Annotated in this window: 18 protein-coding genes; 14 read left to right on the top strand and 4 right to left on the bottom strand. The window is 70.4% G+C overall.

Going from position 1 to position 25,120, the window contains the following annotated elements; genetic code table 11:
* Positions 1-83 precede the first annotated feature (83 nt).
* Positions 84-1,040, bottom strand: a complete 957-nt coding sequence (locus tag OG623_RS09265) for an aldo/keto reductase (protein ID WP_406151749.1) — start codon at positions 1,038-1,040, stop codon at positions 84-86.
* A 130-nt stretch (positions 1,041-1,170) separates the two neighbouring features.
* Between OG623_RS09265 and OG623_RS09260 the strand changes: the two genes are divergently transcribed.
* The 6 genes from OG623_RS09260 to serA all read left to right on the top strand — a co-directional run bounded on the left by OG623_RS09260 (position 1,171) and on the right by serA (position 10,872).
* On the top strand, positions 1,171-2,121 hold the full coding sequence (locus OG623_RS09260; protein WP_406145767.1) for a 2-hydroxyacid dehydrogenase: 951 nt from the start codon (positions 1,171-1,173) through the stop codon (positions 2,119-2,121).
* A gap of 270 nt (positions 2,122-2,391) precedes the next feature.
* Positions 2,392-5,247, top strand: a complete 2,856-nt coding sequence (locus OG623_RS09255) for a putative bifunctional diguanylate cyclase/phosphodiesterase (protein ID WP_406145766.1) — start codon at positions 2,392-2,394, stop codon at positions 5,245-5,247.
* A gap of 217 nt (positions 5,248-5,464) precedes the next feature.
* Entirely contained in the window at positions 5,465-7,321 is a 1,857-nt protein-coding gene (locus OG623_RS09250; protein ID WP_406145765.1) for an acetolactate synthase large subunit, read from the top strand.
* Between the two features lie 22 nt (positions 7,322-7,343).
* Positions 7,344-7,871 (top strand): acetolactate synthase small subunit, encoded by a 528-nt coding sequence (gene ilvN, locus OG623_RS09245; protein ID WP_325746796.1) that lies wholly within the window; start codon positions 7,344-7,346, stop codon positions 7,869-7,871.
* A gap of 106 nt (positions 7,872-7,977) precedes the next feature.
* Positions 7,978-8,979 carry a ketol-acid reductoisomerase gene (gene ilvC / locus OG623_RS09240; RefSeq protein WP_406145764.1) on the top strand — a complete coding sequence of 334 codons (1,002 nt, stop codon included), beginning with the start codon at positions 7,978-7,980 and terminating at the stop codon, positions 8,977-8,979.
* A gap of 300 nt (positions 8,980-9,279) precedes the next feature.
* Entirely contained in the window at positions 9,280-10,872 is a 1,593-nt protein-coding gene (gene serA, locus OG623_RS09235) for a phosphoglycerate dehydrogenase (RefSeq protein WP_406145763.1), read from the top strand.
* 89 nt (positions 10,873-10,961) lie between these two features.
* On the opposite strand, the gene OG623_RS09230 is transcribed toward serA, so the two are convergent.
* Positions 10,962-11,795, bottom strand: a complete 834-nt coding sequence (locus OG623_RS09230; RefSeq protein WP_406145762.1) for a helix-turn-helix transcriptional regulator — start codon at positions 11,793-11,795, stop codon at positions 10,962-10,964.
* 117 nt (positions 11,796-11,912) lie between these two features.
* On the opposite strand from OG623_RS09230, the gene OG623_RS09225 reads away from it, so the two are divergent.
* On the top strand, positions 11,913-12,971 hold the full coding sequence (locus OG623_RS09225) for an aldo/keto reductase (protein ID WP_406145761.1): 1,059 nt from the start codon (positions 11,913-11,915) through the stop codon (positions 12,969-12,971).
* 49 nt (positions 12,972-13,020) lie between these two features.
* On the opposite strand, the gene OG623_RS09220 is transcribed toward OG623_RS09225, so the two are convergent.
* Positions 13,021-14,160, bottom strand: coding sequence for a PucR family transcriptional regulator (locus OG623_RS09220; RefSeq protein WP_406145760.1), 1,140 nt, complete (start codon positions 14,158-14,160; stop codon positions 13,021-13,023).
* A gap of 177 nt (positions 14,161-14,337) precedes the next feature.
* Between OG623_RS09220 and OG623_RS09215 the strand changes: the two genes are divergently transcribed.
* A complete protein-coding gene (locus OG623_RS09215; protein WP_406145759.1) occupies positions 14,338-15,264 on the top strand; it encodes a proline dehydrogenase family protein in 927 nt (308 codons plus the stop codon).
* A 64-nt stretch (positions 15,265-15,328) separates the two neighbouring features.
* Positions 15,329-16,960: an L-glutamate gamma-semialdehyde dehydrogenase gene (gene pruA / locus OG623_RS09210; protein ID WP_406145758.1), complete on the top strand. Its 1,632-nt coding sequence runs from the start codon at positions 15,329-15,331 to the stop codon at positions 16,958-16,960.
* 117 nt (positions 16,961-17,077) lie between these two features.
* On the opposite strand, the gene OG623_RS09205 is transcribed toward pruA, so the two are convergent.
* A complete protein-coding gene (locus OG623_RS09205; RefSeq protein ID WP_406145757.1) occupies positions 17,078-19,399 on the bottom strand; it encodes a glycoside hydrolase family 3 N-terminal domain-containing protein in 2,322 nt (773 codons plus the stop codon).
* A gap of 134 nt (positions 19,400-19,533) precedes the next feature.
* Between OG623_RS09205 and OG623_RS09200 the strand changes: the two genes are divergently transcribed.
* From OG623_RS09200 to cimA, 5 genes are all read left to right on the top strand, one after another.
* On the top strand, positions 19,534-20,133 hold the full coding sequence (locus tag OG623_RS09200) for a TetR/AcrR family transcriptional regulator (protein WP_406145756.1): 600 nt from the start codon (positions 19,534-19,536) through the stop codon (positions 20,131-20,133).
* 239 nt (positions 20,134-20,372) lie between these two features.
* On the top strand, positions 20,373-20,504 hold the full coding sequence (locus tag OG623_RS09195) for a hypothetical protein (RefSeq protein ID WP_362893618.1): 132 nt from the start codon (positions 20,373-20,375) through the stop codon (positions 20,502-20,504).
* Between the two features lie 104 nt (positions 20,505-20,608).
* Positions 20,609-21,652 (top strand): 3-isopropylmalate dehydrogenase, encoded by a 1,044-nt coding sequence (locus OG623_RS09190; RefSeq protein WP_406145755.1) that lies wholly within the window; start codon positions 20,609-20,611, stop codon positions 21,650-21,652.
* A gap of 293 nt (positions 21,653-21,945) precedes the next feature.
* The gene (locus OG623_RS09185) at positions 21,946-23,049 is read left to right on the top strand and encodes a branched-chain amino acid aminotransferase (protein ID WP_406145754.1); all 1,104 of its coding nucleotides are present in this window, start codon (positions 21,946-21,948) and stop codon (positions 23,047-23,049) included.
* 363 nt (positions 23,050-23,412) lie between these two features.
* The gene (gene cimA / locus OG623_RS09180; RefSeq protein ID WP_406145753.1) at positions 23,413-25,020 is read left to right on the top strand and encodes a citramalate synthase; all 1,608 of its coding nucleotides are present in this window, start codon (positions 23,413-23,415) and stop codon (positions 25,018-25,020) included.
* The last annotated feature ends 100 nt before the right edge of the window (positions 25,021-25,120 follow it).

Genomic DNA, 25,120 nt, shown 5'->3' with positions numbered 1-25,120 from the left:
GTCACACGCCTACTTACTGTGCCCCAAGCATCCGGTACTTCTCCCGCCGTCGGGCCACACCGCGCCCCGTGTGGCGGCCGGTCTCAGTCCCAGGAGCCGCGGGCCCCCGGCAGACCGGCCACCTCGGCCAGGTCCCGGTCCGTCAGCACCAGGTCCGCGGCGCCCGCGTTCTCCACGGCCCACTCCTCCCGTTTCGCGCCCGGCACCGGCACCACATGGCGGCCCTGCCGCAGCACCCAGGCCAGAGCCACCTGCGCCGGAGTGGCGCCGTGCCGTTCGGCGACCCTGCGAAGACCCGCCACGACCGGCTGGTTGGCCGCCATCATCTCCGCGGTGAAGCGGGGGTGCCTGGCCCGTGGGTCGTCCGGCTCGAAACCCTGGCCGGGCTTGAGCGTGCCCGTGAGATAGCCGCTGCCCAGCGGCATCGCGGCCAGCACACCCACGCCCCGGGCCGCGCACCACGGCAGCAGGTCGTCCAGCGCCCGGGGCGACCACACGGAGAGCTCGGCCTGGACCGCGCTGACGGGAAAGACCTGCTGCATCCGCTCCAGTTGCCGGATGGTCCCGTCGTGCATCCGCGCGCCCGGCCCCCGGCCCGCCCTGGCCCCCACCGCGCACAGCCCGAGCGCCCGCACCTTGCCGGCCGTCACCAGGTCCGCCATCGCGCCCCAGGTCTCCTCGACCGGCACCTCGGGATCCGCCCGGTGCAGCTGGTAGAGATCGATCACATCGGTCTGGAGCCGGCGCAGCGAGGCGTCGCAGGCCCGGCGCACATAGCCGGGGCGCCCGTTGGCCACGATGTGCTGATCGCCCACCAGCAGACCGCACTTGGTGGAGAGGAACGCCTCGGACCTGCGGCCCTTGAGCGCCCTCCCGACGAGCAGCTCGTTGGTGAAGGGCCCGTACATGTCAGCGGTGTCGAGCAGTTGGACGCCCGCGTCCAGCGCGGCGTGCACGGTCCGCACCGAGCGGTCACCGCGCTGCTGCGACGTGCTGTAGCCCCAGCTCATCGGCATACAGCCCAGCCCGACCGCACCCACGGCGAGCGCCGCCGCACCGATAGTCCTGCGCTCCAACTCCCCGAACCCTCCCTCGGTCCCATGATCACGGGACCCACAGCACCCCAAAGTAACCTCTACGGTCCCGCGCCCTTCGCATAGCCTCCTGACCATGACTTCTACATCTGCCACCGACGTATGGCTGCCGTTCGCGGCCGATGAGATCGACGGCCTCCCCGAGGGTCTCAACTACCGTTTCTGGGACGGCGGCCGGGAGTACCCGGCGGACCCTTCCGACTGCGCGTTCTACGTGGTTCCGTACATGAGGGGGCCGGAGGTCGCGGTCCGTCCGCTCGACGGGATGCGGGCCGTCCAGGTCGTCCAGACCCTCTCCGCCGGCATCGACCATGTGGAGCCGGGACTCGGCCTGCTGCCCGCAGGGGTGCGGCTGTGCAACGCCAAGGGCGTGCACGAGGCCTCGACGGCCGAGCTCGCACTGGCCCTGGTCCTCGCCTCGCTGCGGGGGTTCCCCGGCTTCGTGCGGGGTCAGGAGAAGGAGGAGTGGCTGTCCGGTTTCTATCCGGCACTCGCTGACAAGTCCGTCCTCGTGGTGGGTTACGGATCGATCGGCTCGGCCATCGAGGACCGGCTCGAACCCTTCGAGTGCGCGCGGGTGGTGCGCGTCGCGCGCTCCGCGCGGACAACCGCGCGCGGCCCCGTACACGCGATCGACGAGCTTCCCGCCCTGCTCCCCGAAGCAGACGTCGTCATCCTGTCCACCCTGCTGAACCCGTCCACACAAGGGCTGGTGGGCCCCGCCTTCCTCGCCGCGATGCGGGACGGCGCCCTGCTCGTGAACGTCGCACGGGGTGCCGTGGTCGACACCGACGCCCTGCTGTCCGAACTCGAGTCCGGGCGGCTGCGTGCCGCGCTCGATGTGACCGACCCCGAACCGCTGCCCGCCGGGCATCCTCTCTGGCATGCTCCCCACACACTGATCTCTCCCCATGTGGGCGGGAGCACCTCCGCGTTCCTGCCGCGGGCCAAGCGACTTCTGGCCGGACAGCTCACCCGGTTCGCCGCGGGGGAGCCGCTCGGCAACCTCGTGCTCACCACCGGCTGAGCACGCTTCGAAGCCGCGCGGCCGCACTACGTTCCGAGAACACCCCAGGTGGTGACGGAGAGTAGAGAAGGTATGTCCCTGAGTGACGACTCTGGTGTATCGTCCCCAGGAGGGCTGCGCCGTGGCAGGGGCGGCGCCGGGGAGGAAGCGGAACGCGAGGGGGCGACGGGCGATGTTCGGCCAGTGGAGAGACAGTTCGACGCGGCGGGGCGGTCAGGAGAGGCGGCGGGCAGCGGCGAGGGCGCCGGGGGCCGCCCGTGGAGCCCTCCGGTGAGCGCCCCAGGTGCCATGCTCTCCCGGCAACAGGCCACCTCCGGAAGGGCCACCTCCGGGCGGACCGTCGGCCTGCGCTCCCAGATCGTCCTGGGCACCGTCTGCGCCGGATACGCGGTGGGGGCGGCGCTCGGCTGGGGATCACCCCGAGTCGCCCTGTTCATGGGTGACTTCGGCCTCAGCGTCGCCGCCCTGATCGCCGCGGTGTCCTGCTTCCGCTACGCACGCGCCGGCGGGAGCCGTTTCCGGCCCGCCTGGCTCCTCTTCTCGCTCTCCTCGGCCATGGCGGCCGGAGGCAACGCGATCTGGGGGTGGTACGAGGTGGTGCTGGGGAGCTCGGTGCCCAGCCCCTCCCTCGCCGACCTCTTCTTCCTCTGCTTCGCGCCGCCGGCCATCGTCGGGCTGCTCGTCCTGGCCAAGCGGCCCGTCACACGGGCGGGGTGGGTCTGTCTGGTGCTGGACGCCTGGCTGATCGGCGGCTCCCTGCTGACGCTCTCCTGGAGCCTGGCACTGGCCCACGCCGCCCATGTCGCCAACGCCGCGGGCGAGAGCGTGGCCAGGGCGGCGCTCTCGCTGGCCTACCCGCTGCTCGACATCGTGCTGGTCTCCATGGTCCTCGCGCTGCACTTCCGCCGGGTCAACGTCAACCGCTCCGCGGTGAACACCGCCATCGCGGGCCTCGCCATGACCGTGCTGTGCGACGCCCTGTTCACGGCGCCGCTGCTGCGCTCGGCCTACCAGTCGGGCCAACTCCTGGACGCGGGCTGGTTCGCAGGCTCCCTGCTCCTCGCCTACGCCACCTGGGGCGCGCGCGCACGTCGCCACCAGGACAACGCTGTCGAGGCCCCCTGTCCCGAGCCGCGGGCCGCGAGCCGACCGATCGCCGGGTCCCTCGCCGCGCTCACGCCCTACCTCGCCGCCGCGGTCTGCACCCTGGGCATCCTGTACAACGTCGTGGAGGGCCGCAGGGTCGACCGGGTCGTCGTCCTCACCGGCTGCACGGTGGTGTTCGCCCTCGTCATCCGCCAGGCGATCATGCTCCTCGACAACGTCGCGCTCACCCAGGAACTCGCCCAGAAGGAGAACCACTTCCGCTCCCTGGTGCAGGGATCGAGCGACGTCATCATGATCGCCGAGCCCAGTGGAGTGCTCCGCTACGTGAGTCCCGCGGCTGCCGGGGTCTACCGGCGCGAAGCCGAGGACCTCGTCGGCGCGGAGCTGTCGTCGATCATCCACCCCGACGACCTCGGGGGAGTGGTCCACGAGCTGCGGCGCTTCCTCGCCGCGCCGGTCCGGGAGGAGCCCACCACCCGGATCGAGTGCCGCTTCGGATCGGGCACGGGTGACTGGCTCCACGTCGAGTCCACCGTCAACCGCCACGAGGGCGGCCTGCTGCTCAACAGCCGCGATGTGACCGAGCGGGTCAGGCTGCAGGCACAGCTCCAGCACAACGCCGAACACGACCCGCTCACCGACCTGCCCAACCGCGCCCTGTTCACCACCCGGGTCGGCCAGGCGCTCGGCGGCCGCAGGGCGGGTGACCCGGGCACCGCCGTGCTCTTCATCGACCTGGACGGCTTCAAGGCGGTCAACGACTCCATCGGCCACCAGGCGGGCGACGAGCTCCTGATCCAGGCCGCACGCCGCCTCCAGGAGTCCGTACGCGCCTCGGACACCGCCGCACGCCTCGGGGGCGACGAGTTCGCCGCGCTCATCGTCGGCGACGGCATTCGCGATCAGGCCGCCAGGGAGTGCCAGGTCCACGAGATCGCCGACCGGCTGCGCCTCAGGCTCTCCCAGCCCTACCGGATCGGCACCGGCGAGGTCCGGGTGGCCGCCTCCATCGGGGTCGCCTTCGCCGAGGCCTCCATCACGCCCAAGGACCTCATGCGCAACGCCGACCTTGCCATGTACCGCGCGAAGGCGAGCGGCAAGGACCGGGTCGAGCTGTACGCCCCCCAGATGCAGGCGGACGTCGTGCGGCGCTCCGAGCTCGCCGCACGGCTCCGCACGGCTCTGCGCGAGGGCGAGTTCGCCCTGCTCCACCAGCCCGTCGTCCATCTCGCCAGCGGCACGGTCGCCGCTGTCGCCGCCCAGGCCCGCTGGCGCTCCGCACAGGGCCTCCTCTTCACCCCCGCCGAATTCCTCCGCGTCTCCGAGGGCAGCGACCGTGCCGCCGAGCTCGGCACCTGGCTGCTGGAGGAGGCCGTCGAGCAGGCCGCCGACCGGTCGAGGGCCGGGCATCCGGTCTCCGTCTCCGTGCGGGTGTCGGCCGCCAGGCTGCTGGACCAGGCCCTGCCCCCGAGGTCCGTCGAGGCGCTCCTCACCCGGCACGGGCTGCCCTCCGGCGCCCTGATGATCGAGGTCGCCGACCATCACCCGCGGATCTCCCTCGACGAGCTGGAACGCCGGCTGGTCGCCCTGCGCCGTCTCGGGGTCCGGATCGCACTCGACGGCTTCGGCAGCGGGTACGCCGCGGTCAACGCCCTGCGCAGGCTCCCCGTCGACGTACTGAAGCTGGACCGGTGCCTGGTGGAGGGTGTCGTCGAGTCGGCACGGCTGCACAAGATCACCAGCGGGCTGCTGCGGATCGCCGGGGACCTGGGGATGCAGTCCGTGGCCGACGGGGTGGACGTGCCCGAACAGGTGCGCGCCCTGCGTGCCATGGGGTGCACGCACGGGCAGGGGATGGCCTTCGCGGGACCTCTCGACGAATACCGTCTGCGGCGCACGCTGATCAGGGGGAAGTACCCCCTCCCGGGCATCGCCCCGGCCGCTCGGCCGGTGCTCGCGGGTGGCGTGATCCCGCTCCAGGGCCGCTCACATGATGAGACTCCCGTCCCACCCACTTGACACCATGCGCGTGCCGGAGAGAGGGTCAATGCCATGCGCACCCGAATTCTCGTACTTGGAAAGCGCGTCGGCTGAAGCAGGGTCACTCATGGACACCCTGCAGACCGCACCGGCGCGCTCCCCTCGCTTGCCTCACGGCACGAGGGGTTTTTTGTTGCACCGGGGCCTCCCAAAACCCCACAAAAACACCGCATAAACCCTCAGCTTCGAGAAGAGAATGCCGATGACCGAGCAGGCCACCGGGGCCCAGCACCCGCAGCCGCGGGCCCGTACCGGCGGACCGTCCCCCGCCTCCGTCGACCACGTCACGGGCGCGCAGTCCCTCATCCGTTCTCTCGAGGAAGTCGGGGCCGACACGGTATTCGGTCTGCCCGGCGGCTGCATCCTTCCGGCGTACGACCCGCTGATGGACTCCACCCGGGTCCGCCACATCCTGGTCCGCCACGAACAGGGCGCGGGTCACGCGGCCACCGGTTACGCGCAGGCCACCGGCAAGGTCGGCGTCTGCATGGTCACCTCGGGCCCCGGTGCCACCAACCTGGTCACCCCGATCGCCGACGCGGCGATGGACTCCGTGCCCATGGTGGCGATCACCGGCCAGGTGGCGTCGAAGGCCATCGGCACGGACGCCTTCCAGGAAGCCGACATCTGCGGCATCACCATGCCGATCACCAAGCACAACTTCCTGGTCACCCGCGCCGAGGACATCGCGCACACGATCGCCGAGGCCTTCCACATCGCCTCCACCGGCCGCCCGGGGCCGGTCCTGGTCGACATCGCCAAGGACGCCCTGGAGTCGAGGACCACCTTCAGCTGGCCGCCGACGATGGACCTGCCCGGCTACCGCCCGGTCACCAAGCCGCACGCCAAGCAGATCCGCGAGGCCGCCAAGCTGATCACCCAGGCCAAGCGCCCGGTGCTGTACGTCGGCGGCGGCGTCATGAAGGCCGGCGCCACCGCCGAGCTGAAGGTCCTGGCAGAGCTCACCGGAGCGCCCGTCACCACCACCCTGATGGCGCTCGGCTCCTTCCCCGACAGCCACCCGCTGCACGTGGGAATGCCCGGCATGCACGGTTCGGTCACCGCCGTCACCGCGCTGCAGAAGGCCGACCTGATCGTCGCGCTCGGGGCCAGGTTCGACGACCGCGTCACCGGCAAGCTGTCCAGCTTCGCCCCGTACGCCAAGATCGTCCACGCGGACATCGACCCGGCCGAGATCGGCAAGAACCGCGCCGCCGACGTCCCGATCGTCGGTGACGCCCGCGAGGTCATCGCCGACCTTGTCCAGGCGGTCCAGAGCGAGCACACCGAGGGCAACACCGGTGACTATGCCGCCTGGTGGAAGGACCTCAACCGCTGGCGCGAGACCTACCCGGTCGGCTACGACCTGCCGGAGGACGGCAGCCTCTCGCCGCAGCAGGTCATCCAGCGCATCGGCGAACTCGCCCCTGAGGGCACGGTCTTCGCCGCGGGTGTCGGCCAGCACCAGATGTGGGCCTCGCACTTCATCCAGTACGAACAGCCCTCCACCTGGCTCAACTCAGGCGGCGCCGGGACCATGGGCTACGCGGTCCCGGCCGCGATGGGCGCCAAGGCCGGCATGCCCGAGCGTGCGGTCTGGGCGATCGACGGCGACGGCTGCTTCCAGATGACCAACCAGGAACTCACCACCTGCGCGCTCAACAACATCCCGATCAAGGTCGCCATCATCAACAACGGCGCGCTCGGGATGGTCCGTCAGTGGCAGACCCTGTTCTACAACCAGCGGTACTCCAACACTGTGCTGCACTCCGGCGCGGACAGCGACGGCGTCCCCGCCAAGGGGACCCGCGTGCCGGACTTCGTCAAGCTGTCCGAGGCCATGGGCTGCTACGCGATCCGCTGCGAGGACCCGGCCGACCTGGACAAGGTCATCGCCGAGGCCAACGCGATCAACGACCGCCCGGTCGTCGTCGACTTCATCGTCCACGAGGACGCCATGGTCTGGCCGATGGTCGCCGCCGGCACCTCCAACGACGAGGTCATGGCAGCGCGCGGCGTCCGCCCCGACTTCGGCGACAACGAAGACGACTGAGAGACAGAGAGAGACCGACTCCATGTCCACCAAGCACACGCTCTCCGTCCTGGTCGAGAACAAGCCCGGTGTCCTCGCCCGGATCACGGCTCTGTTCTCCCGGCGCGGCTTCAATATCGACTCGCTCGCGGTCGGTACCACCGAACATCCCGACATCTCACGCATCACCATCGTCGTGAATGTCGAGGGTCTGCCCCTGGAACAGGTGACCAAGCAGCTCAACAAGCTGGTCAACGTCCTGAAGATCGTCGAACTCGAGCCCGCCGCCGCGATCCAGCGGGAGCTCGTCCTGGTGAAGGTCCGCGCGGACAACGAGACCCGCTCCCAGATCGTCGAGATCGTCCAGCTGTTCCGCGCCAAGACCGTGGACGTCTCCCCGGAGGCCGTCACGATCGAGGCGACAGGGGGCGCCGAGAAGCTGGAGGCCATGCTCAAGATGCTGGAGCAGTTCGGCATCAAGGAGCTCGTCCAGTCCGGCACCATCGCCATAGGGCGCGGCGCGCGCTCGATCACCGACCGTTCTCTGCGCGCACTCGACCGCACGGCGTAATCCTTCACGTGCCGCCTCGCCGCTCGGATGGCGAGACCCGGCAACGTACCCCACGCACCCCGCCGTACGGTGGGACGCAACACCTGCACACCAAGGAGAAGACCCAGTGGCCGAGCTGTTCTACGACGACGATGCCGACCTGTCCATCATCCAGGGCCGCAAGGTCGCGGTCCTTGGTTACGGCAGCCAGGGCCACGCCCACGCGCTGTCGCTGCGTGACTCGGGTGTCGACGTCCGTGTCGGTCTGCACGAGGGCTCGAAGTCCAAGGCCAAGGCCGAGGAGCAGGGCCTGCGCGTCGTGACCCCGTCCGAGGCCGCGGCCGAGGCCGACGTCATCATGATCCTCGTCCCCGACCCGATCCAGGCCCAGGTCTACGAGGAGTCCGTCAAGGACAACCTCAAGGACGGCGACGCCCTGTTCTTCGGCCACGGCCTGAACATCCGCTTCGACTTCATCAAGCCGCCGGCCAACGTCGACGTCTGCATGGTCGCCCCGAAGGGCCCGGGACACCTCGTCCGCCGCCAGTACGAAGAGGGCCGCGGCGTGCCGTGCATCGTGGCCGTCGAGCAGAACCCGAGCGGCAAGGGCCTGGAGCTCGCCCTCTCCTACGCGAAGGGCATCGGCGGTACCCGCGCCGGCGTCATCAAGACGACCTTCACCGAGGAGACCGAGACCGACCTGTTCGGTGAGCAGGCCGTTCTCTGCGGTGGCACCGCCGCTCTGGTCAAGGCCGGTTTCGAGACGCTGACCGAGGCCGGTTACCAGCCGGAGATCGCGTACTTCGAGTGCCTCCACGAGCTGAAGCTCATCGTCGACCTCATGTACGAGGGCGGCCTGGAGAAGATGCGCTGGTCCATCTCGGAGACCGCCGAGTGGGGCGACTACGTCACCGGCCCGCGCATCATCACGGACGCCACCAAGGCCGAGATGAAGAAGGTTCTGGGCGAGATCCAGGACGGCACCTTCGCCAAGGCGTGGATGGCCGAGTACCACAACGGTCTGCCCAAGTACAACGAGTACAAGAAGGCCGACAGCGAGTCCCTGCTGGAGACCACAGGCAAGGAGCTCCGCAAGCTCATGAGCTGGGTCGACAACGAGGACGCCTGAGTTCTCGCCGGGGGGCAGGTCCGCACGGGCCTGCCCCCCGGCGCACGGCCGGCCTCACACCCCGTGTCACTGCGGGGAGAGGTGGTGGCGGGGAGGCGGCACCGCACGTCGGTGCGGACCGTCCATCCCGTGCGGGTGATCCTTCCACCGGAGCGCGTCATGTGCCCGGCCGCATGACTACACTCTCACCAACACATACACGCGTCAGGGCCCACAGTGTCGTGCGTCTTCCACGCGGCTAGCCCCTCCACGCCTGCGGCCGTCGGGACGGCCGTCCGCACTGGACTTGTGAGGACTCACGTGAGCTCGAAACCTGTCGTACTCATCGCCGAAGAGCTGTCGCCCGCCACGGTCGACGCACTGGGGCCGGACTTCGAGATCCGGCACTGCAACGGCGCGGACCGCGCCGAGCTCCTCCCCGCGATCGCCGACGTCGACGCGATCCTGGTGCGCTCCGCCACCAAGGTCGACGCCGAGGCCATCGCCGCGGCGAAGCAGCTCAAGGTCGTCGCCCGCGCGGGAGTCGGCCTGGACAACGTCGATGTCTCCTCGGCCACCAAGGCCGGCGTGATGGTCGTCAACGCCCCCACGTCGAACATCGTCACCGCCGCCGAGCTGGCCTGCGGTCTGCTCGTCGCCACCGCGCGCAACATCCCGCAGGCCAACACCGCCCTGAAGAACGGCGAGTGGAAGCGCTCCAAGTACACGGGTGTCGAGCTCAGCGAGAAGACCCTCGGCGTCGTCGGCCTCGGCCGCATCGGTGTGCTGGTCGCGCAGCGCATGTCGGCCTTCGGGATGAAGATCGTCGCGTACGACCCCTATGTGCAGCCCGCGCGCGCCGCGCAGATGGGCGTCAAGCTCCTCACCCTCGACGAGCTGCTCGAGGTCTCCGACTTCATCACGGTGCACCTGCCCAAGACCCCCGAGACGCTCGGCCTGATCGGCGACGACGCGCTGCACAAGGTCAAGCCCTCGGTGCGCATCGTCAACGCCGCGCGTGGCGGCATCGTCGACGAGGAGGCGCTCGCCTCCGCGCTCAAGGAGGGCCGGGTCGCCGGTGCCGGCCTCGACGTGTACACCAAGGAGCCCTGCACGGACTCCCCGCTGTTCCAGTTCGACCAGGTCGTCTGCACCCCGCACCTCGGTGCCTCCACCGACGAGGCGCAGGAGAAGGCGGGCATCGCCGTCGCCAAGTCCGTCCGTCTGGCACTCGCCGGTGAGCTCGTCCCCGACGCGGTCAACGTCCAGGGCGGCGTCATCGCCGAGGACGTACGCCCCGGGCTGCCACTCGCCGAGAAGCTGGGCCGGATCTTCACCGCGCTCGCGGGCGAGGTCGCGGCCCGTCTCGACGTCGAGGTCTACGGCGAGATCACCCAGCACGATGTGAAGGTGCTCGAACTCTCCGCGCTCAAGGGCGTCTTCGAGGACGTCGTCGACGAGACCGTCAGCTACGTCAACGCCCCGCTCTTCGCGCAGGAGCGCGGTGTCGAGGTCCGCCTCACCACCAGCTCCGAGTCGCCCGACCACCGCAACGTGGTCACGGTCCGCGGTGTCCTGTCGAGCGGCGAGGAGGTTTCGGTCTCCGGCACGCTGGCCGGCCCCAAGCACCTCCGGAAGATCGTCGCGATCGGCGAGCACGATGTCGACCTGGCGCTCGCCGACCACATGGTCGTCCTGCGTTACGAGGACCGTCCCGGCGTCGTCGGCGCGGTCGGCAAGATCCTCGGCGAGGCCGGTCTGAACATCGCCGGTATGCAGGTCTCGCGGCAGGACGCGGGCGGCGAGGCGCTGGTCGTCCTCACCGTCGACGACACCATCCCGCAGTCCGTGCTCAACGAGATCTCCGAGGAGATCGGTGCGGCGTCGGCGCGCTCGGTGAACCTCACCGACTGACCGTCCCTCTCACGTACGACCGCGCCCGGTGGACGGACTTCGCTCCGTCCACCGGGCGCGGTCGTACGTGCGCGCAGGGCGGTGCGCCATCAGCTCGCGCACAACCGGCCCAATGCCGACCGGCTTCCGTCGTCCGCGGCGCGGTAGATCACCAGGAGCTGGTCCGGGTCCTGGAGCGGCTTGAGCACTTCGAAGAGCAGTGAGATGTCCCCGACCTCAGGGTGCCGCATCAGCTTCTCCCCGCGGCTGTTCGCCTTGACGTCTCCCTCGGCCCACAACCGCGCGAACCGCTCGTCACGGCCGGTGAATTCGGAGATGAGGCCGAGCAGCACCTGGTCCTCCGGATGCGCGGCCCAGGCGGCGCGCAGATGGGCGATTCCGTCCCGCACGACGCGTTCGCGGTCGACATAGAACTCTCGCGTCTCCGGATGTGCCAGGCACAGCCACATCGAATTGCGCTCCCAAGGCGGCAGCGTCCCGAAATCCAGCAGCAGCCTCGCCATTTCGCCGTTCCAGGCGAGGATGTCGTAACGGTGGTTCATCAGCATGGCCGGAAGCGGCGACAGGTCGGTGACCAGCTGAGCCAGCGGTTGCGCCGCAGCGGTCGCGGGCCGTTCGGCGTCGCGGGGGCGCCGGCCGGCCAGATCGAAGAGATAGGCGCGTTCGTCGGGGACCAGACGCAGCGCCCTGGCCAGCGCCTCCACCACGTCCGCCGACGGTCGCAGCCCACGGGCCTGTTCCAGCCGCACGACGTAGTCGATGCTGACCCCGGCCAGTTCGGCGACCTCCTCGCGCCGCAGCCCCGGGGTCCGCCTGGTCTGCCGACGTGTCGGCAGACCGAAATCGCGCGGGTCGAGGCGTTCGCGACGGGTCCGCAGAAACGCGGCCAGCTCCTGTGTCCTGTCCACGGTGCGGGTCGTCATGTTCGGTCCAACAGCCAGGGTGGGAGTGCTGTTCCCAGGAAGTTCTCTCCCTTATCCCCGGCTCGCGGCGGTCACAGACTCGGTGCCGACAACGGATCACAGGCACAGGAGGCCACCATGTCGCTCACCCTTGACACCTACCGGCTGCTGGGCCGCTCCGGGCTGCGGGTCTCACCCCTGGCCCTGGGCGCGGCCACCTTCGGCACCGAGTGGGGCTGGGGCGCCGAGCCGGACGAGGCGCGCAAGCTGTTCGACCTCTACGTCGAGCGCGGTGGCAATTTCATCGACACCGCCAGCACCTACACCAACGGCAGCTCCGAGCGCCTGCTGGGTGAATTCACCCGCGAGAACCGCGAGAGCCTCGTACTCGCGACGAAGTACACGACACTGCGCCGGCCCGGCGATCCGAATTCCGGGGGCCCTCAGCGCAAGAGCCTGTTCGCCTCGGTGGAAGCCAGTCTGCGGCAGTTGAACACGGACTACATCGATCTGCTCTATCTGCACGTGTGGGACCGCACGACGCCGGTCGAGGAGATCCTGCGCGGGATGGACGATCTGGTGCGGCAGGGCAAGGTCCTGTACGTCGCGATCTGCAACACCCCGGCCTGGCAGGTGTCGCGCATGCAGACGATCGCCGACCTGCGGGGCTGGTCACCGCTGGTCGCGTTGCAGATCGAGTACAACCTGATCGAGCGCACCGGGGAGCGTGACCTGATCCCCATGGCACGCGAGATGGGTCTGGGAGTCGTCCCCTTCTCACCGCTGGCCGGCGGGGTGCTCACCGGCAAGTACAGCCGCGACGACCTGACCGCGTCGGGCGTCGGCGACAGCACCCGCAAGAGCCTCACCATCGCCACCGGCGCGCTCACCGGGCGCAACTTCGACATCGCGGACGTCGTGAAGGAGGTCGCGGCGGAGCTGGGCCGTACACCCGCCCAGGTCGGGCTGGCCTGGACCCTGCGGAATCCGGGTGTGACGGCACCGGTGATCGGCGCCCGCACCCCGGCGCAGCTGGAGGACAATCTGGGCGCCCTCGATGTCGACTTCACCGCGGCCCAGCTGGCCCGCCTCGACCGGGTCGGCGCGATCGAGCTCGGGTTCCCGCACGATCTGCTCGCGGGCGACGCGATGCGCGAGGTGACCCGCGGCGACATGAGGATCGAGGCCCGCCGCTGACCGGTGCCCCACGCTCCGGGCAACGAGTTCAGGGCTCCGGGCTACGGCCTCACAGCCGGGCCTGCTTCAGCGCCATGTGCAGCAGCAGCCGGTCCTCGCCGTCGTTCAGGTCGAGTCCGGTGAGCTGCTGGATCCGGGCGAGCCGGTAGTAGAGCGTCTGGCGGTGGATGCCCAGCTCTGCGGCCGTACGGCCGGCCTGGCCCGCGCGGTCGAGGAACACCTCGGCGGTGCGGGCCAGTTCCGCGTGGGGCGGGGTCAGCAGGGGCCGGACGGCACGGTCCGGCGCGGTGTCCGCCGAGCCGGGGAGGGCGGCCAGCAGCCGGTACGGGCCGATGGCCGACCAGTCGGCGACCGGGCCGAAGCGGGACTCCGCCGAGGCCGCGCGGGCGGCCGACAGGGCCTCGTGCCAGGAGTCGGCCAGCTCCGCCAGGCCCCGGCGGGCGGCGGCGATCCCCCCGGTCGCCGCGGGCCCGGTGGCCGAGCGCAGCCGCTCGGCCGCCGTGGTCGCCGGGTCGAGCGCCTCGGGGGAGCGCAGCCGGATCAGGCCCGCCAGTGCCTGGCCGCCGGCCACGGGCGCCGTGGCGAGTGCCGCCGCCGAGGGCACCGTACGCACGGAAGGGGTCTCGCCGGGCCACGGGGTCACGCACACCACCGTGTGCAGCCCGTCCGCGTCGGCCCCCAGGGCGTCGTGCAGCGCGGCCACCGCCATGTCGCGCTGCCAGCCGCGCCCGGCGACGAGCACCGCCCCGAACTCCCGGGACAGGTCGGCGCCGGCCCGCTGCTCGTCGGCGAGCAGGGCCCCGATCCTGGCGGCCACGTCCATCGCCGAGGTCAGCTGCCCTTCGGTCGGTCCGGGGTCCGCGTCCAGCAGCCACACGTAGCCCAGGACGACACCCCCATGGCGTACCGGGAGGCAGATGCGGTCCCGGAACACCCCGGCCTCCGGGGCGGCCGGGATACGGACAGGCCCCGTCGCCCGGGTGATACCGAAGCCCTCGAACCAGGCGCGGACCGCGGGGGTGGAGCGCCGGGTGAGGATCGAACGCGTACGGACGGGGTCCATGGCCGTGTCGTCGTCGCTGTCGTGGGCTCCGAAGGCGACCAGGCCGAAATCGCGGTTCTCCAGGGTCGCGGGGGCGCTGAGCAGCGCGGAGATCTCGTCGACCAGCTCCTGGTAATCGCCCTTCACCCGGCCATTCTCGCACTCCTTCAGACATATGTCTGAGATCCAGTACACGGATGCGTGACAGCTGTCGATGGCAGGGGGGTGCGGGGGTCCCTAGATTTCACCTTGGTTCTCCGTGCCGTCCCGGTCTGTTCATATGCGTACTGGTCCGGCCTCGTTCGTACTCCGTGGAGGTGCCCCGTGCTGGGTCCCGTGATTCTCGCCGCGTCACGCAGCGACAAGATGCGTCGCTTCGTCTCCGCGGCGCCCGGCACCAAGCAGGTCGTCGACCGCTTCATCGCGGGGGAGGGTGTCGACCAGGTCGTCCCCGTCATCCGGGACGCGGCCGCCAAGGGCCTGGAGGTCACCCTGGACGTCGTGGGTGAGGACATCACCACCCCCGAGCAGGCCGCCGCCGCCCGTGACGCCTATCTGGAGCTCATCGGCCGGCTGAAGGAGCTCGGGCTCGGGACCCGGGCCGAGATGTCCGTCAAGCTCTCGATGTTCGGCCAGTCGCTGGACAACGGCCACGAGCTGGCCCTGGCCAACGTCCGCACCGTCGTCGAGGCCGCCGCCGCGATCGGCACCACGGTCACCCTGGACGCCGAGGACCACACGACCCTCGACTCGATGTTCGCCATCCACGAGGAGCTGCGGAAGGACTTCCCACAGACCGGCTGTGTGATCCAGTCCTATCTGTTCCGCACCGAGGCCGACGCCCGCCGCCTCGCCGCCGCGGGCAGCCGGGTCCGCCTGGTGAAGGGCGCCTACAAGGAGCCCGCCTCCGTCGCCCACCAGAGCAAGCCGGAGATCGACAAGGCCTACGTCCGCATCCTGAGGACACTGATGCTGGGCGAGGGCTATCCGATGATCGGCTCCCACGATCCCCGTCTCATCGCCATAGGCCAGGAGCTCGCACGCCAGGCCGGGCGCAAACTGGACGAGTACGAGTTCCAGATGCTGTACGGCATCCGCAGCGAGGAGCACATCCGGCTCGCGGCCGAGGGCCACCGGATGCGCGTCTACACGGCGTACGGCACCGACTGGTACGGATACTTCATGCGCCGCCTCGCGGAGAAGCCGGCCAACCTCCTCTTCTTCGCCCGCTCGGTCGCCACCAAGGGCTGAGGCCCACGACAGTCTCCGGCCCGCCCGGCCGACCACCCACCTCGATCAAGGAGACAAGGCACTCATGGACGCTGTCACCCAGGTCCCCGCGCCGGTCAACGAGCCGGTCCACTCCTACGCCCCCGGCACCCCCGAGCGAGCCCGCCTGGAGGCGAAGCTCAAGGAGCTCAGCCAGAACCCCATCGACCTGCCGATGACCATCGGCGGCGAGAAGCGTATGGGCGGCGGTGAGCGTGTCGACGTCGTGCAGCCGCACAACCACCAGGCCGTCATCGGCACCTTCGCCGGTGCCACCGAGCAGGACGCCCAGGACGCCGTCGACGCGGCCCTCGCCGCCGCTCCGGCCTGGCGTGCGATGTCCTTCGACGACCGCGCCGCCATCATCCTGCGCGCGGCCGAGCTGCTGTCGGGCCCCTGGCGCGAGACGCTGGCCGCCTCCACGATGCTCGGCCAGGGCAAGACCGCGCAGCAGGCCGAGATCGACTGTCCCTGCGAGCTCATCGACTTCTGGCGCTTCAACGTGCACTACGCGCGCCAGATCCTCGCCGAGCAGCCGCCGGCGAACTCTCCCGGTGTGTGGAACCGCATGGACCACCGCCCGCTCGAAGGCTTCGTCTACGCGATCACGCCGTTCAACTTCTCGGCCATCGCCGGCAACCTGCCCACCGCGCCCGCCCTCATGGGCAACGTCGTGGTGTGGAAGCCGTCCCCGACGCAGACCCACGCCGCCGTGCTGCTGATGCAGCTCCTGGAGGAGGCCGGGCTGCCCAAGGGCGTCATCAACCTGGTCACCGGAGACGGCATCGCCGTCTCCGAGGTCGCGCTGAACCACCGCGACCTGGCCGGCGTCCACTTCACCGGCTCGACCCCCACCTTCCAGCACCTGTGGAAGACGGTCGGCAACAACATCGCCAACTACCGCACCTACCCGCGGCTCGTCGGCGAGACCGGTGGCAAGGACTTCGTCGTCGCCCACCCGAGCGCCGACCGCGCCGTCCTGAAGACCGCGCTGACCCGCGGCTCCTTCGAGTACCAGGGCCAGAAGTGCTCGGCCTCCTCCCGTGCGTACGTCCCGGCCTCCCTCTGGAACTCCGGTTTCAAGGAGGAGTTCGCGGCCGAGGTCGACTCCATCACCATGGGCGACGTCACCGACCTGTCGCACTTCATGGGCGCCGTCATCGACGAGCGGTCCTTCGCGAAGAACAAGGCAGCGATCGACCGCGCCGCCGCCGACCCGACGTGCACGGTCATCGCCGGCGGTACGTACGACGACTCCGTCGGCTACTTCGTCCGCCCGACCGTCATCGTGTGCGACGACCCGGCCAACGAGGTCTTCACCACCGAGTACTTCGGCCCGATCCTCGCCGTGCACGTCTACGAGGACGAGAAGTACGACGCCATGCTGGAGCAGATGGAGTCGGTGTCGGACTACGCGCTGACCGGCGCGGTCATCTCCAACGACCGTGCGGCCGCCGCGTACACGATGGACAAGCTCCGCTACGCCGCGGGCAACTTCTACATCAACGACAAGTCGACCGGTGCCGTAGTCGGCCAGCAGCCCTTCGGCGGCGGCCGTGGCTCCGGCACCAACGACAAGGCGGGCGCCCCGCAGAACCTGCAGCGCTGGACGCTGACCCGCGCCATCAAGGAGACGCTGGTCCCGCCGACCGACTACACCTACCCGCACCAGGGCTGAGAGGCCACTCCGGGGCTGAGACGCCCCTGAGACGCCCCCCCCGCACTCCGCCTCCCGACCGGCTCCCCCCCCGCCGGCCGGGAGGCGGTTTCCATGTCCGACGGCAGGGGGTCCGTGTCAGCCCTTCACGGTGAAGCCGACCCGCAGGAGGGCGTCGTCCGACGAGGACGGGCCGACGAGCAGCTCGAAGGCGCCGGGCTCGACGACCCGCCGGCCGGCCGCGTCCACGAGGGTGCACTCGGAGACCGGCAGCTCCAGCGGCACCTCGCGCGACTCACCCGGGGCGAGTGCCACCTGCCGGTAGGCCTTGAGCTCCTTCTCGGCCCAGGTCACGGACGTCACGGTGTCGCTGATGTACACCTGCACGGTCTCCAGGGCCGGCCGCTCACCGGTGTTGTGCACGGTGACGCGGGCCCGCAGCGTGTCGCCCTCCCCGACGCTCTCCGTGAGGACCTCGAGACCGGAGTAGGTGACGGTGGTGTAGCTCAGGCCCTCGCCGAACACGAAAGCGGGACGCTGGGTGAGGTCGGCGTACCGGGAGCCGTGCTGCCCGCGGATCTGGTTGTAGTACGTCGGCTGCTGACCCGCGTGCCGGGCGAAGGAGAGGGGCAGCCGGCCCGTCGGCTCGACGAGGCCCATCAGGACCTCGGCCACCGCCCGGCCGCCCTCCATGCCCGGGTTGAAGGCGTGCAGGACCGCGGCTGCGCCCAGCGCGGAGGGCGGCAGCACCAGAGGCTTCGAGCTGATGACCACGACGACGAGCGGCTTGCCGGTCGCGGCCAGCGCGTCGAGCAGCGCCACCTGGTCGCCGAAGAGCTCCAGGGTCGCGGTCGAGCGTCCCTCACCGACCAGCTCGATGCGGTCGCCCACCACGGCGACGACGTGGTCCGCGGCCTCGGCGGCGGCGACGGCCTCGGCGATCAGGGCCTCGGACGGCTCGGCCGGTACGACGATGTCGGGACGGGGCTGCCCGTCGGGGAAGAACGCACCCTCCGGGTCAGGACCCACGGAGAGGATCTCGGCGCCACGCGCGTAGCTGATGTCCCAGTCGGCCGGGGCGTGGTCGCGGAAGCCGTCCAGGACCGTACGGATCATGGAGCGTGGCTGGCCGTCGGGGAGCCAGTCCACCTGGCCCGACGAGCCCGCCCAGTCGCCCAGTTGGGTCTGGGCGTCGTCCGCGTTCGGCCCGATGACCGCGACCTTACGGGGGCCGGGGGCCCCGGTGGCCCGCCCGTCGTCGCCCACGGTCAGGCCGCCTGCCAGCGGCAGGGTGCCGTCGTTGGTCAGCAGCACCAGCGAGCGCCGGGCCGCCTCCAGATTCAGTGCGGCGTGGGCGGCGCCGCCGATGATCTCGGCCTGGCGGCCGGCGTCGGGGCGGCGCGGGTTCTCGAACAGGCCGAGCTCGAACTTGAGCGTCAGGACACGGCGCACGGCCGCGTCGATCTCGGCCTCGCCCAGCGTGCCGTTGCCGACGGCTTCGAGGGCGCCGTCGAAGAACCCCTCGGTCGCCATCACCATGTCGTTGCCCGCGCGGACCGCCGCGGCGGCGGCCTGCGCGTAGTCGGCGTACACCTTCTGCTCCCACACCATGCGGCCGACGTTGTCCCAGTCGGTCACCAGCGTCCCGGTGTAGCCCCACTCCTCGCGCAGCACCTCGTTGAGCAGCCAGTCGTTCACCGTGATCGGCACCCCGTCCATGGACTGGTAGCCGAGCATGAACGTCCGGCAGCCCTCCCTGGCGACCCGCTCGAACGGAGGCAGGAACCAGGACCGCAGCTTGCGCCGCGAGATGTCCGCCTCGCTGGCGTCCCGGCCGCCCTGCGTCTCGGAGTAGCCCGCGAAGTGCTTGGCCGAGGCCAGGACCGCGGTCGGGTCGGCCAGACCGTCGCCCTGGTAACCGCGCACCATCGCGGACGCCAGCTCCCCGATCAGATGGGGGTCCTCGCCGAACGTCTCGCTGACCCGGCCCCAGCGCAGGTCCCGGGTGATGCAGAGGACCGGCGAGAACGTCCAGTGCACGCCGGTCGCCGCGACCTCGACCGCGGTGGCCCGCGCGATGCGCTCCACCAGCTCCGCGTCCCAGGTGGCGGCCATGCCGAGCTGGGTGGGGTAGATCGTGGCGCCCTCCCAGAAGGAGTGCCCGTGGATGCAGTCCTCCGCGACCAGCAGAGGAATGCGCAGCCGGGACCGGTCGGTCAGCTCAGCGGCCTCCAGGACCCGCTCGGGCGAGGTGTGCAGGATCGACCCCACGTGCAGGTCCTCGACGAAGTGCCGCACGCCTTCCTTGGCGTTCAGCTGGAGCATCTGGCCGACCTTCTCGGGCAGCGTCATGCGCCCGAGCAGATCGTCGACGCGCTCGCTGACGGGGAGTGCGGGGTCGAGATAGGGCAGGGAGGGGGCCACGGGGGGTCCTTTCGCAACACGGTTCCCCTTCACCATAGAGTCAATCCCGACCACCTGGTAGGTATCTTTGGGCCGAATCTCCGGTGATCGGCTCCTCCGGAGGCACGCATGGGAACTGGACGCACCGAAGCGCCGGGCCGGCCGAAGCCCGCGGACCTGGGGAGTGGCGAGTGACAGCCGAGGTACGGCGCGGCTACGCGAAGGGCCGTGCGAAGCGGCACGAGATCCTCGAACAGGCCATGTCCCTGTTCGGCGAGGCCGGTTACCGGGGTGCGTCCCTGCGGGTCATCGCCACCCGCAGCGGCATCTCGCACACCGGCCTGCTGCACCACTTCCCGACCAAGGAGGCGCTGCTGCTCGCCGTGCTCGAGCACCGCGACGACGTGGACGACGCCTGGCTCTCGCGCGGCGGCCCCGTGGGCGTGGAACTCCTGCGGAGGTTTGTCGAGCTGGCCGCACTGAACGCCGCGCGGCGGGGGATCGTCGAACTGTTCTCGGTGGTCTCCGCCGAGGCCACGGCCGCCGACCACCCCGCCCACGGCTACTTCGTACGCCGCTACGAGAACTCCGTCGCAGGAGCGGTGCTCGCCTACGAAGAGGCGCGCGTCGAGGGCGCGCTGCGTGCCGGCATCGATCCGGGTGACGCGGGCCGGCAGCTGATCGCCCTGATGGACGGGCTCCAGGTGCAGTGGCTGCTCGGCGACGGCGCCACGGACATGGCGGGCGTCCTGCGCGCACATGTCGAGGCACAGCTCACCGTGCGCCTCTGAGGAGGCCGCGACCGGCCCCGATGCACACTCCGCTCGCGCCGCCGTCTCAGATAGTAGGAAGTCCGAGTATCTGTAGAGACAGAAGGGCCGAGCTGTCCTAACTTTGTAGAAGCCGAACGAATCGCTGATCCGGCGACCGGCGTGTGTGAGCGTGCCCCGAGCAGGTAATCCCTGCGGCATTCGCTCCCCGCCCCCGTAGGCGCCTCGAAATCCACGCGATCTCAAGGAGTCGATCCCCCATGGCCGAGACCACCGCACGCCGCCGTGTCCGACACACCTCGCACTCCGCCGAGTCGGAGCGCAAGAACGCCGCCGCAGCCCTGCAACGCGCCCTCGACCGCCGGGACAACGGTGGCTCGACGGGCCACTGAGGTCCCGCACCCCGCCTTCTGACGCCCACCCCTCACGCGTCCTTCACTGTCCGCATCGTGGACGCCGCGTGTCATGGGGTGGGACGGAGCGCTAGAGTGCCTCCATGTCTCGCAGCATCGATCTCGCAGTGATCCCCGGCGACGGTATCGGCCAGGAGGTCGTCACCCAGGGCCTCAAGGTTCTCAACGCTGTTCTCCCGCAGGATGTGAAGCTGGAGACCACGAAGTACGACCTGGGCGCCCAGCGATGGCACCGCACCGGTGAGACCCTTCCCGACGCGGAGCTCGAAGCCCTCAAGGGCCACGACGCCATCCTGCTCGGCGCCATCGGCGACCCGTCCGTGCCGTCGGGTGTGCTGGAGCGCGGGCTGCTGCTGAAGCTGCGCTTCGCCTTCGACCACTTCATCAACCTGCGGCCGTCGAAGCTCTTCCCGAACACCGCGACCCCGCTCGCCGGCCGCCCCGAGATCGACTTCGTCGTCGTCCGTGAGGGCACCGAGGGCCCGTACACGGGCAACGGCGGTTCGCTGCGCACGGGCACGGAGCACGAGGTCGCCACCGAGGTCAGCGTCAACACCGCGTACGGCGTCGAGCGCGTCGTGCGCGACGCCTTCGCGCGTGCCGCGGCCCGCCCGCGCAAGAAGCTGACGCTGGTCCACAAGAACAACGTCCTCGTGCACGCCGGCCACCTGTGGAAGAACACCTTCGACAAGGTCGCGGCCGAGTACCCCGAGGTCAGCACCGACTACCTGCACGTCGACGCCGCGACGATCTTCTTCGTCACCCAGCCGGAGCGCTTCGACGTCATCGTCACCGACAACCTCTTCGGTGACATCCTCACCGACCTGGCCGCAGCCGTGACCGGCGGCATCGGCCTGGCCGCGTCCGGCAACATCAACCCGACGGGCGCCTTCCCGTCCATGTTCGAGCCGGTGCACGGCACCGCGCCCGACATCGCGGGCCAGGGCAAGGCCGACCCGACGGCCACGATCCTCTCCGTCGCCCTCCTGCTGCGCCACCTCGGCTACGAGGCCGAGGCCGTGCGCATCGAGGATGCCGTCTCCGCCGACCTCGCGGAGCGTGACGGAAAGCACGCACGTACCACCGACGAGATCGGCGACGCGCTCGCGGTACGCGTAGCGAGCTGACCCGACGTCTCCACTTCGAAGCCGCCGGGTCGCAACCGCACCCGGCGGCTTCACCTTGCGGTCTCCGGGTGCCACCATCGACCACGGACCGCGTTCTCGCGTCGCGCACAGCGTCACCGTGAACATCACCGCAATCGCATCATTTCGTGCAGAGCCGCCCCCGGGAGATAATCGAACGCGGGGCCGCGGCTCGCGGTAGAGCTCGGACGTCCTACTACCCGCACGGCGACCGCCGTGCGGAGCGGGCGTGAGCGCGGTCCATCAGACGACAAGACCGTGAAGGACACGCACTCATGACGACGCCCACGATCGAGCTCAAGCCCTCCTCGCACCCGCTGTCCGACGCGGAGCGCGAGGCCGCCCTGGCCAACCCCGGATTCGGCCGGCACTTCACCGATCACATGGTGACGATCAGCTGGACCGAGGGCCGCGGATGGCACGACGCGCAGCTCGTGCCGTACGGTCCGCTGTCGCTCGACCCGGCCAACATGACGCTGCACTACGCGCAGGAGATCTTCGAGGGGCTCAAGGCCTACCGGCAGCCCGACGGCACGGTGGCCACCTTCCGCCCCGAGGCCAACGCGGCCCGCTTCCAGCGGTCCGCCGCCCGGCTCGCGATGCCCGAGCTGCCCGTCGAGACCTTCATCGAGGCCTGTGACGTGCTGGTCCAGCAGGACCAGGCCTGGGTCCCGCCGCACGGTGGCGAGGAGTCCCTCTACCTGCGCCCGTTCATGATCGCCGCAGAGGTGGGCCTCGGTGTCCGGCCGGCCAACGAGTACCTCTTCATCGTCATCGCCTCGCCCGCCGGCGCCTACTTCCCCGGCGGGGTGAAGCCGGTCTCGATCTGGCTGTCCCAGGACCGGGTGCGCGCCGTCCCCGGCGGTGTCGGCGACGCCAAGACCGGCGGCAACTACGCGGCCTCCCTCCTCGCCCAGGCGGAGGCGGCCGAGCAGGGCTGCGACCAGGTCGCCTACCTCGACGCCGTCGAGCACAAGTGGGTCGAGGAACTCGGCGGCATGAACCTCTACTTCGTGTACGGGCAGGAGGACGGCGGCAAGCGGATCGTCACCCCGTCCCTCAGCGGCTCGCTGCTCGCCGGTGTCACCCGTGACTCCCTGCTCACCGTGGCCCGTGACCTCGGCTACGCCTCCGAGGAGGGCCGGGTCTCCATCGACCAGTGGCGCGGGGACACCGAGAACGGCACCCTCACCGAGGTCTTCGCCTGCGGCACCGCCGCCGTCATCACGCCTGTCGGCACCGTGAAGTCCGCGGACGGCGAGTGGACCCAGGGCGACGGCACCCCGGGCGAGGTCACCCTCAAGCTGCGCGAGCGTCTGCTGGACATCCAGCGCGGCGTCGCGAAGGACACCCACGGCTGGATGCACGAGCTCGGCTAGTCGGTGCCGGGTCCACCGGTCGTACCTCCCGGTACGACCGGTGGACCGTGGATCCCGTGCGACGGACATCACGCCCGCATCCTGAGACACCCCGGGACCCCGGGGCCCCGCTGTGCCAGACTGCGGGGGTGTCCTCGTTCGCCATGATTATCGGCAGCAGGCGCGCCGGTCCGCAGTGACCGTCCCGTATCACCACGTACGGAACGGGCACCGTGCCCCAGACCCGCGCGCAGACCTCTCGCACCCGCGAGGGGTTTTTTCGTTTTCCGGCCCACACCACGGCCGGGACGAGGCACGCGAGAGGATGGGGGCAAGTGGAGCCGATTCGTCCGGATCCGCTCACCCGACAGGAGTCAGATCAGCATGACCACAGAGGCCCCGGCCCCCGATGACACCTTCCATGTCTTCGACACCACCCTGCGCGACGGCGCGCAGCGTGAAGGCATCAACCTGACGGTCGCGGACAAGCTGACCATCGCCCGGCATCTGGACGACTTCGGAGTGGGCTTCATCGAGGGCGGCTGGCCCGGCGCCAACCCCCGCGACACCGAGTTCTTCGCCCGCGCCCAGCAGGAGATCGACTTCGAGCACGCCCAGCTCGTCGCGTTCGGCGCCACCCGCAGGGCCGGCGGCAGGGCCGCCGACGACCCGCAGGTCCAGGCGCTCCTGGACTCGGGCGCCCCGGTGATCACGCTGGTCGCCAAGTCCCACGACCGCCATGTGGAACTGGCTCTGCGCACCACCCTGGACGAGAACCTGGAGATGGTCCGCGACACCGTCACCCATCTCCGCGAGCAGGGCCGCCGGGTCTTCGTCGACTGCGAGCACTTCTTCGACGGCTACCGCGCCAACCACGAGTACGCCAAGGCGGTCGTACGCACCGCCCATGAGGCCGGCGCCGATGTCGTCATCCTCTGCGACACCAACGGCGGGATGCTCCCCGCCCAGGTCCAGGCCGTCGTCTCCACCGTCATCGCCGACACCGGCGCGCGGCTCGGCATCCACGCCCAGGACGACACGGGCTGCGCCGTGGCCAACACCCTGGCCGCCGTGGACGCGGGCGCCACGCATGTGCAGTGCACCGCCAACGGCTACGGCGAGCGGGTCGGCAACGCCAACCTCTTCCCCGTCGTCGCCGCGCTGGAACTCAAGTACGGCAAGACCGTCCTGCACGAGGGCGCGCTCGCCGAGATGACCCGTATCTCCCACGCCATCGCCGAGGTCGTCAACCTCACGCCCTCCACCCACCAGCCGTACGTCGGGGTCTCCGCCTTCGCGCACAAGGCCGGGCTGCACGCCTCCGCCATCAAGATCGACCCGGACCTCTACCAGCACATCGACCCCGAACGCGTCGGCAACACCATGCGGATGCTGGTGTCCGACATGGCGGGCCGCGCCTCCATCGAGCTCAAGGGCAAGGAGCTCGGCATCGACCTGGGGGGCGACCGCGCACTCGTCCAGCGGGTCGTGGAGCGGGTCAAGGAGCGCGAGCTCAAGGGCTACACCTACGAGGCCGCCGACGCCTCCTTCGAACTGCTGCTGCGCGCCGAGGTCGACGGCAGGCCCCGGCGGTACTTCCGCGTCGAGTCCTGGCGGGCCATCGTCGAGGACCGCCCCGACGGCACCCACGCCAACGAGGCGACCGTGAAGCTCTGGGCCAAGGGCGAGCGCATCGTCGCCACCGCCGAGGGCAACGGGCCGGTCAACGCCCTGGACCGGGCGCTGCGCGTCGGCCTGGAGCGGATCTACCCCCAGCTCGCCAAGCTGGAGCTGATCGACTACAAGGTCCGCATCCTGGAAGGCCGCACCGGTACCGAGTCCACCACCAGGGTCCTGGTCACCACGGGTGACGGATCAGGGGACTGGTCGACCGTCGGCGTGGCCGAGAACGTCATCGCCGCGTCCTGGCAGGCACTTGAGGACGCGTACACCTACGGACTGCTGCGGGCCGGCGTCGAGCCGACGGACTGACACGGGACCCTGCCGGGGCCGCGCCTTCGGGCCGACGGCTCCGGCGCGGGGGCCGCCGCGGAAGACGGCGCGAGGGACTCCGTCGGCGTAAGTGAAACTG

Origin of the sequence: Streptomyces sp. NBC_01012 (assembly GCF_045162755.1) — a bacterium.
GTDB lineage: Bacteria > Actinomycetota > Actinomycetes > Streptomycetales > Streptomycetaceae > Streptomyces.
This window is presented reverse-complemented; position numbering and strand designations above follow the sequence as displayed.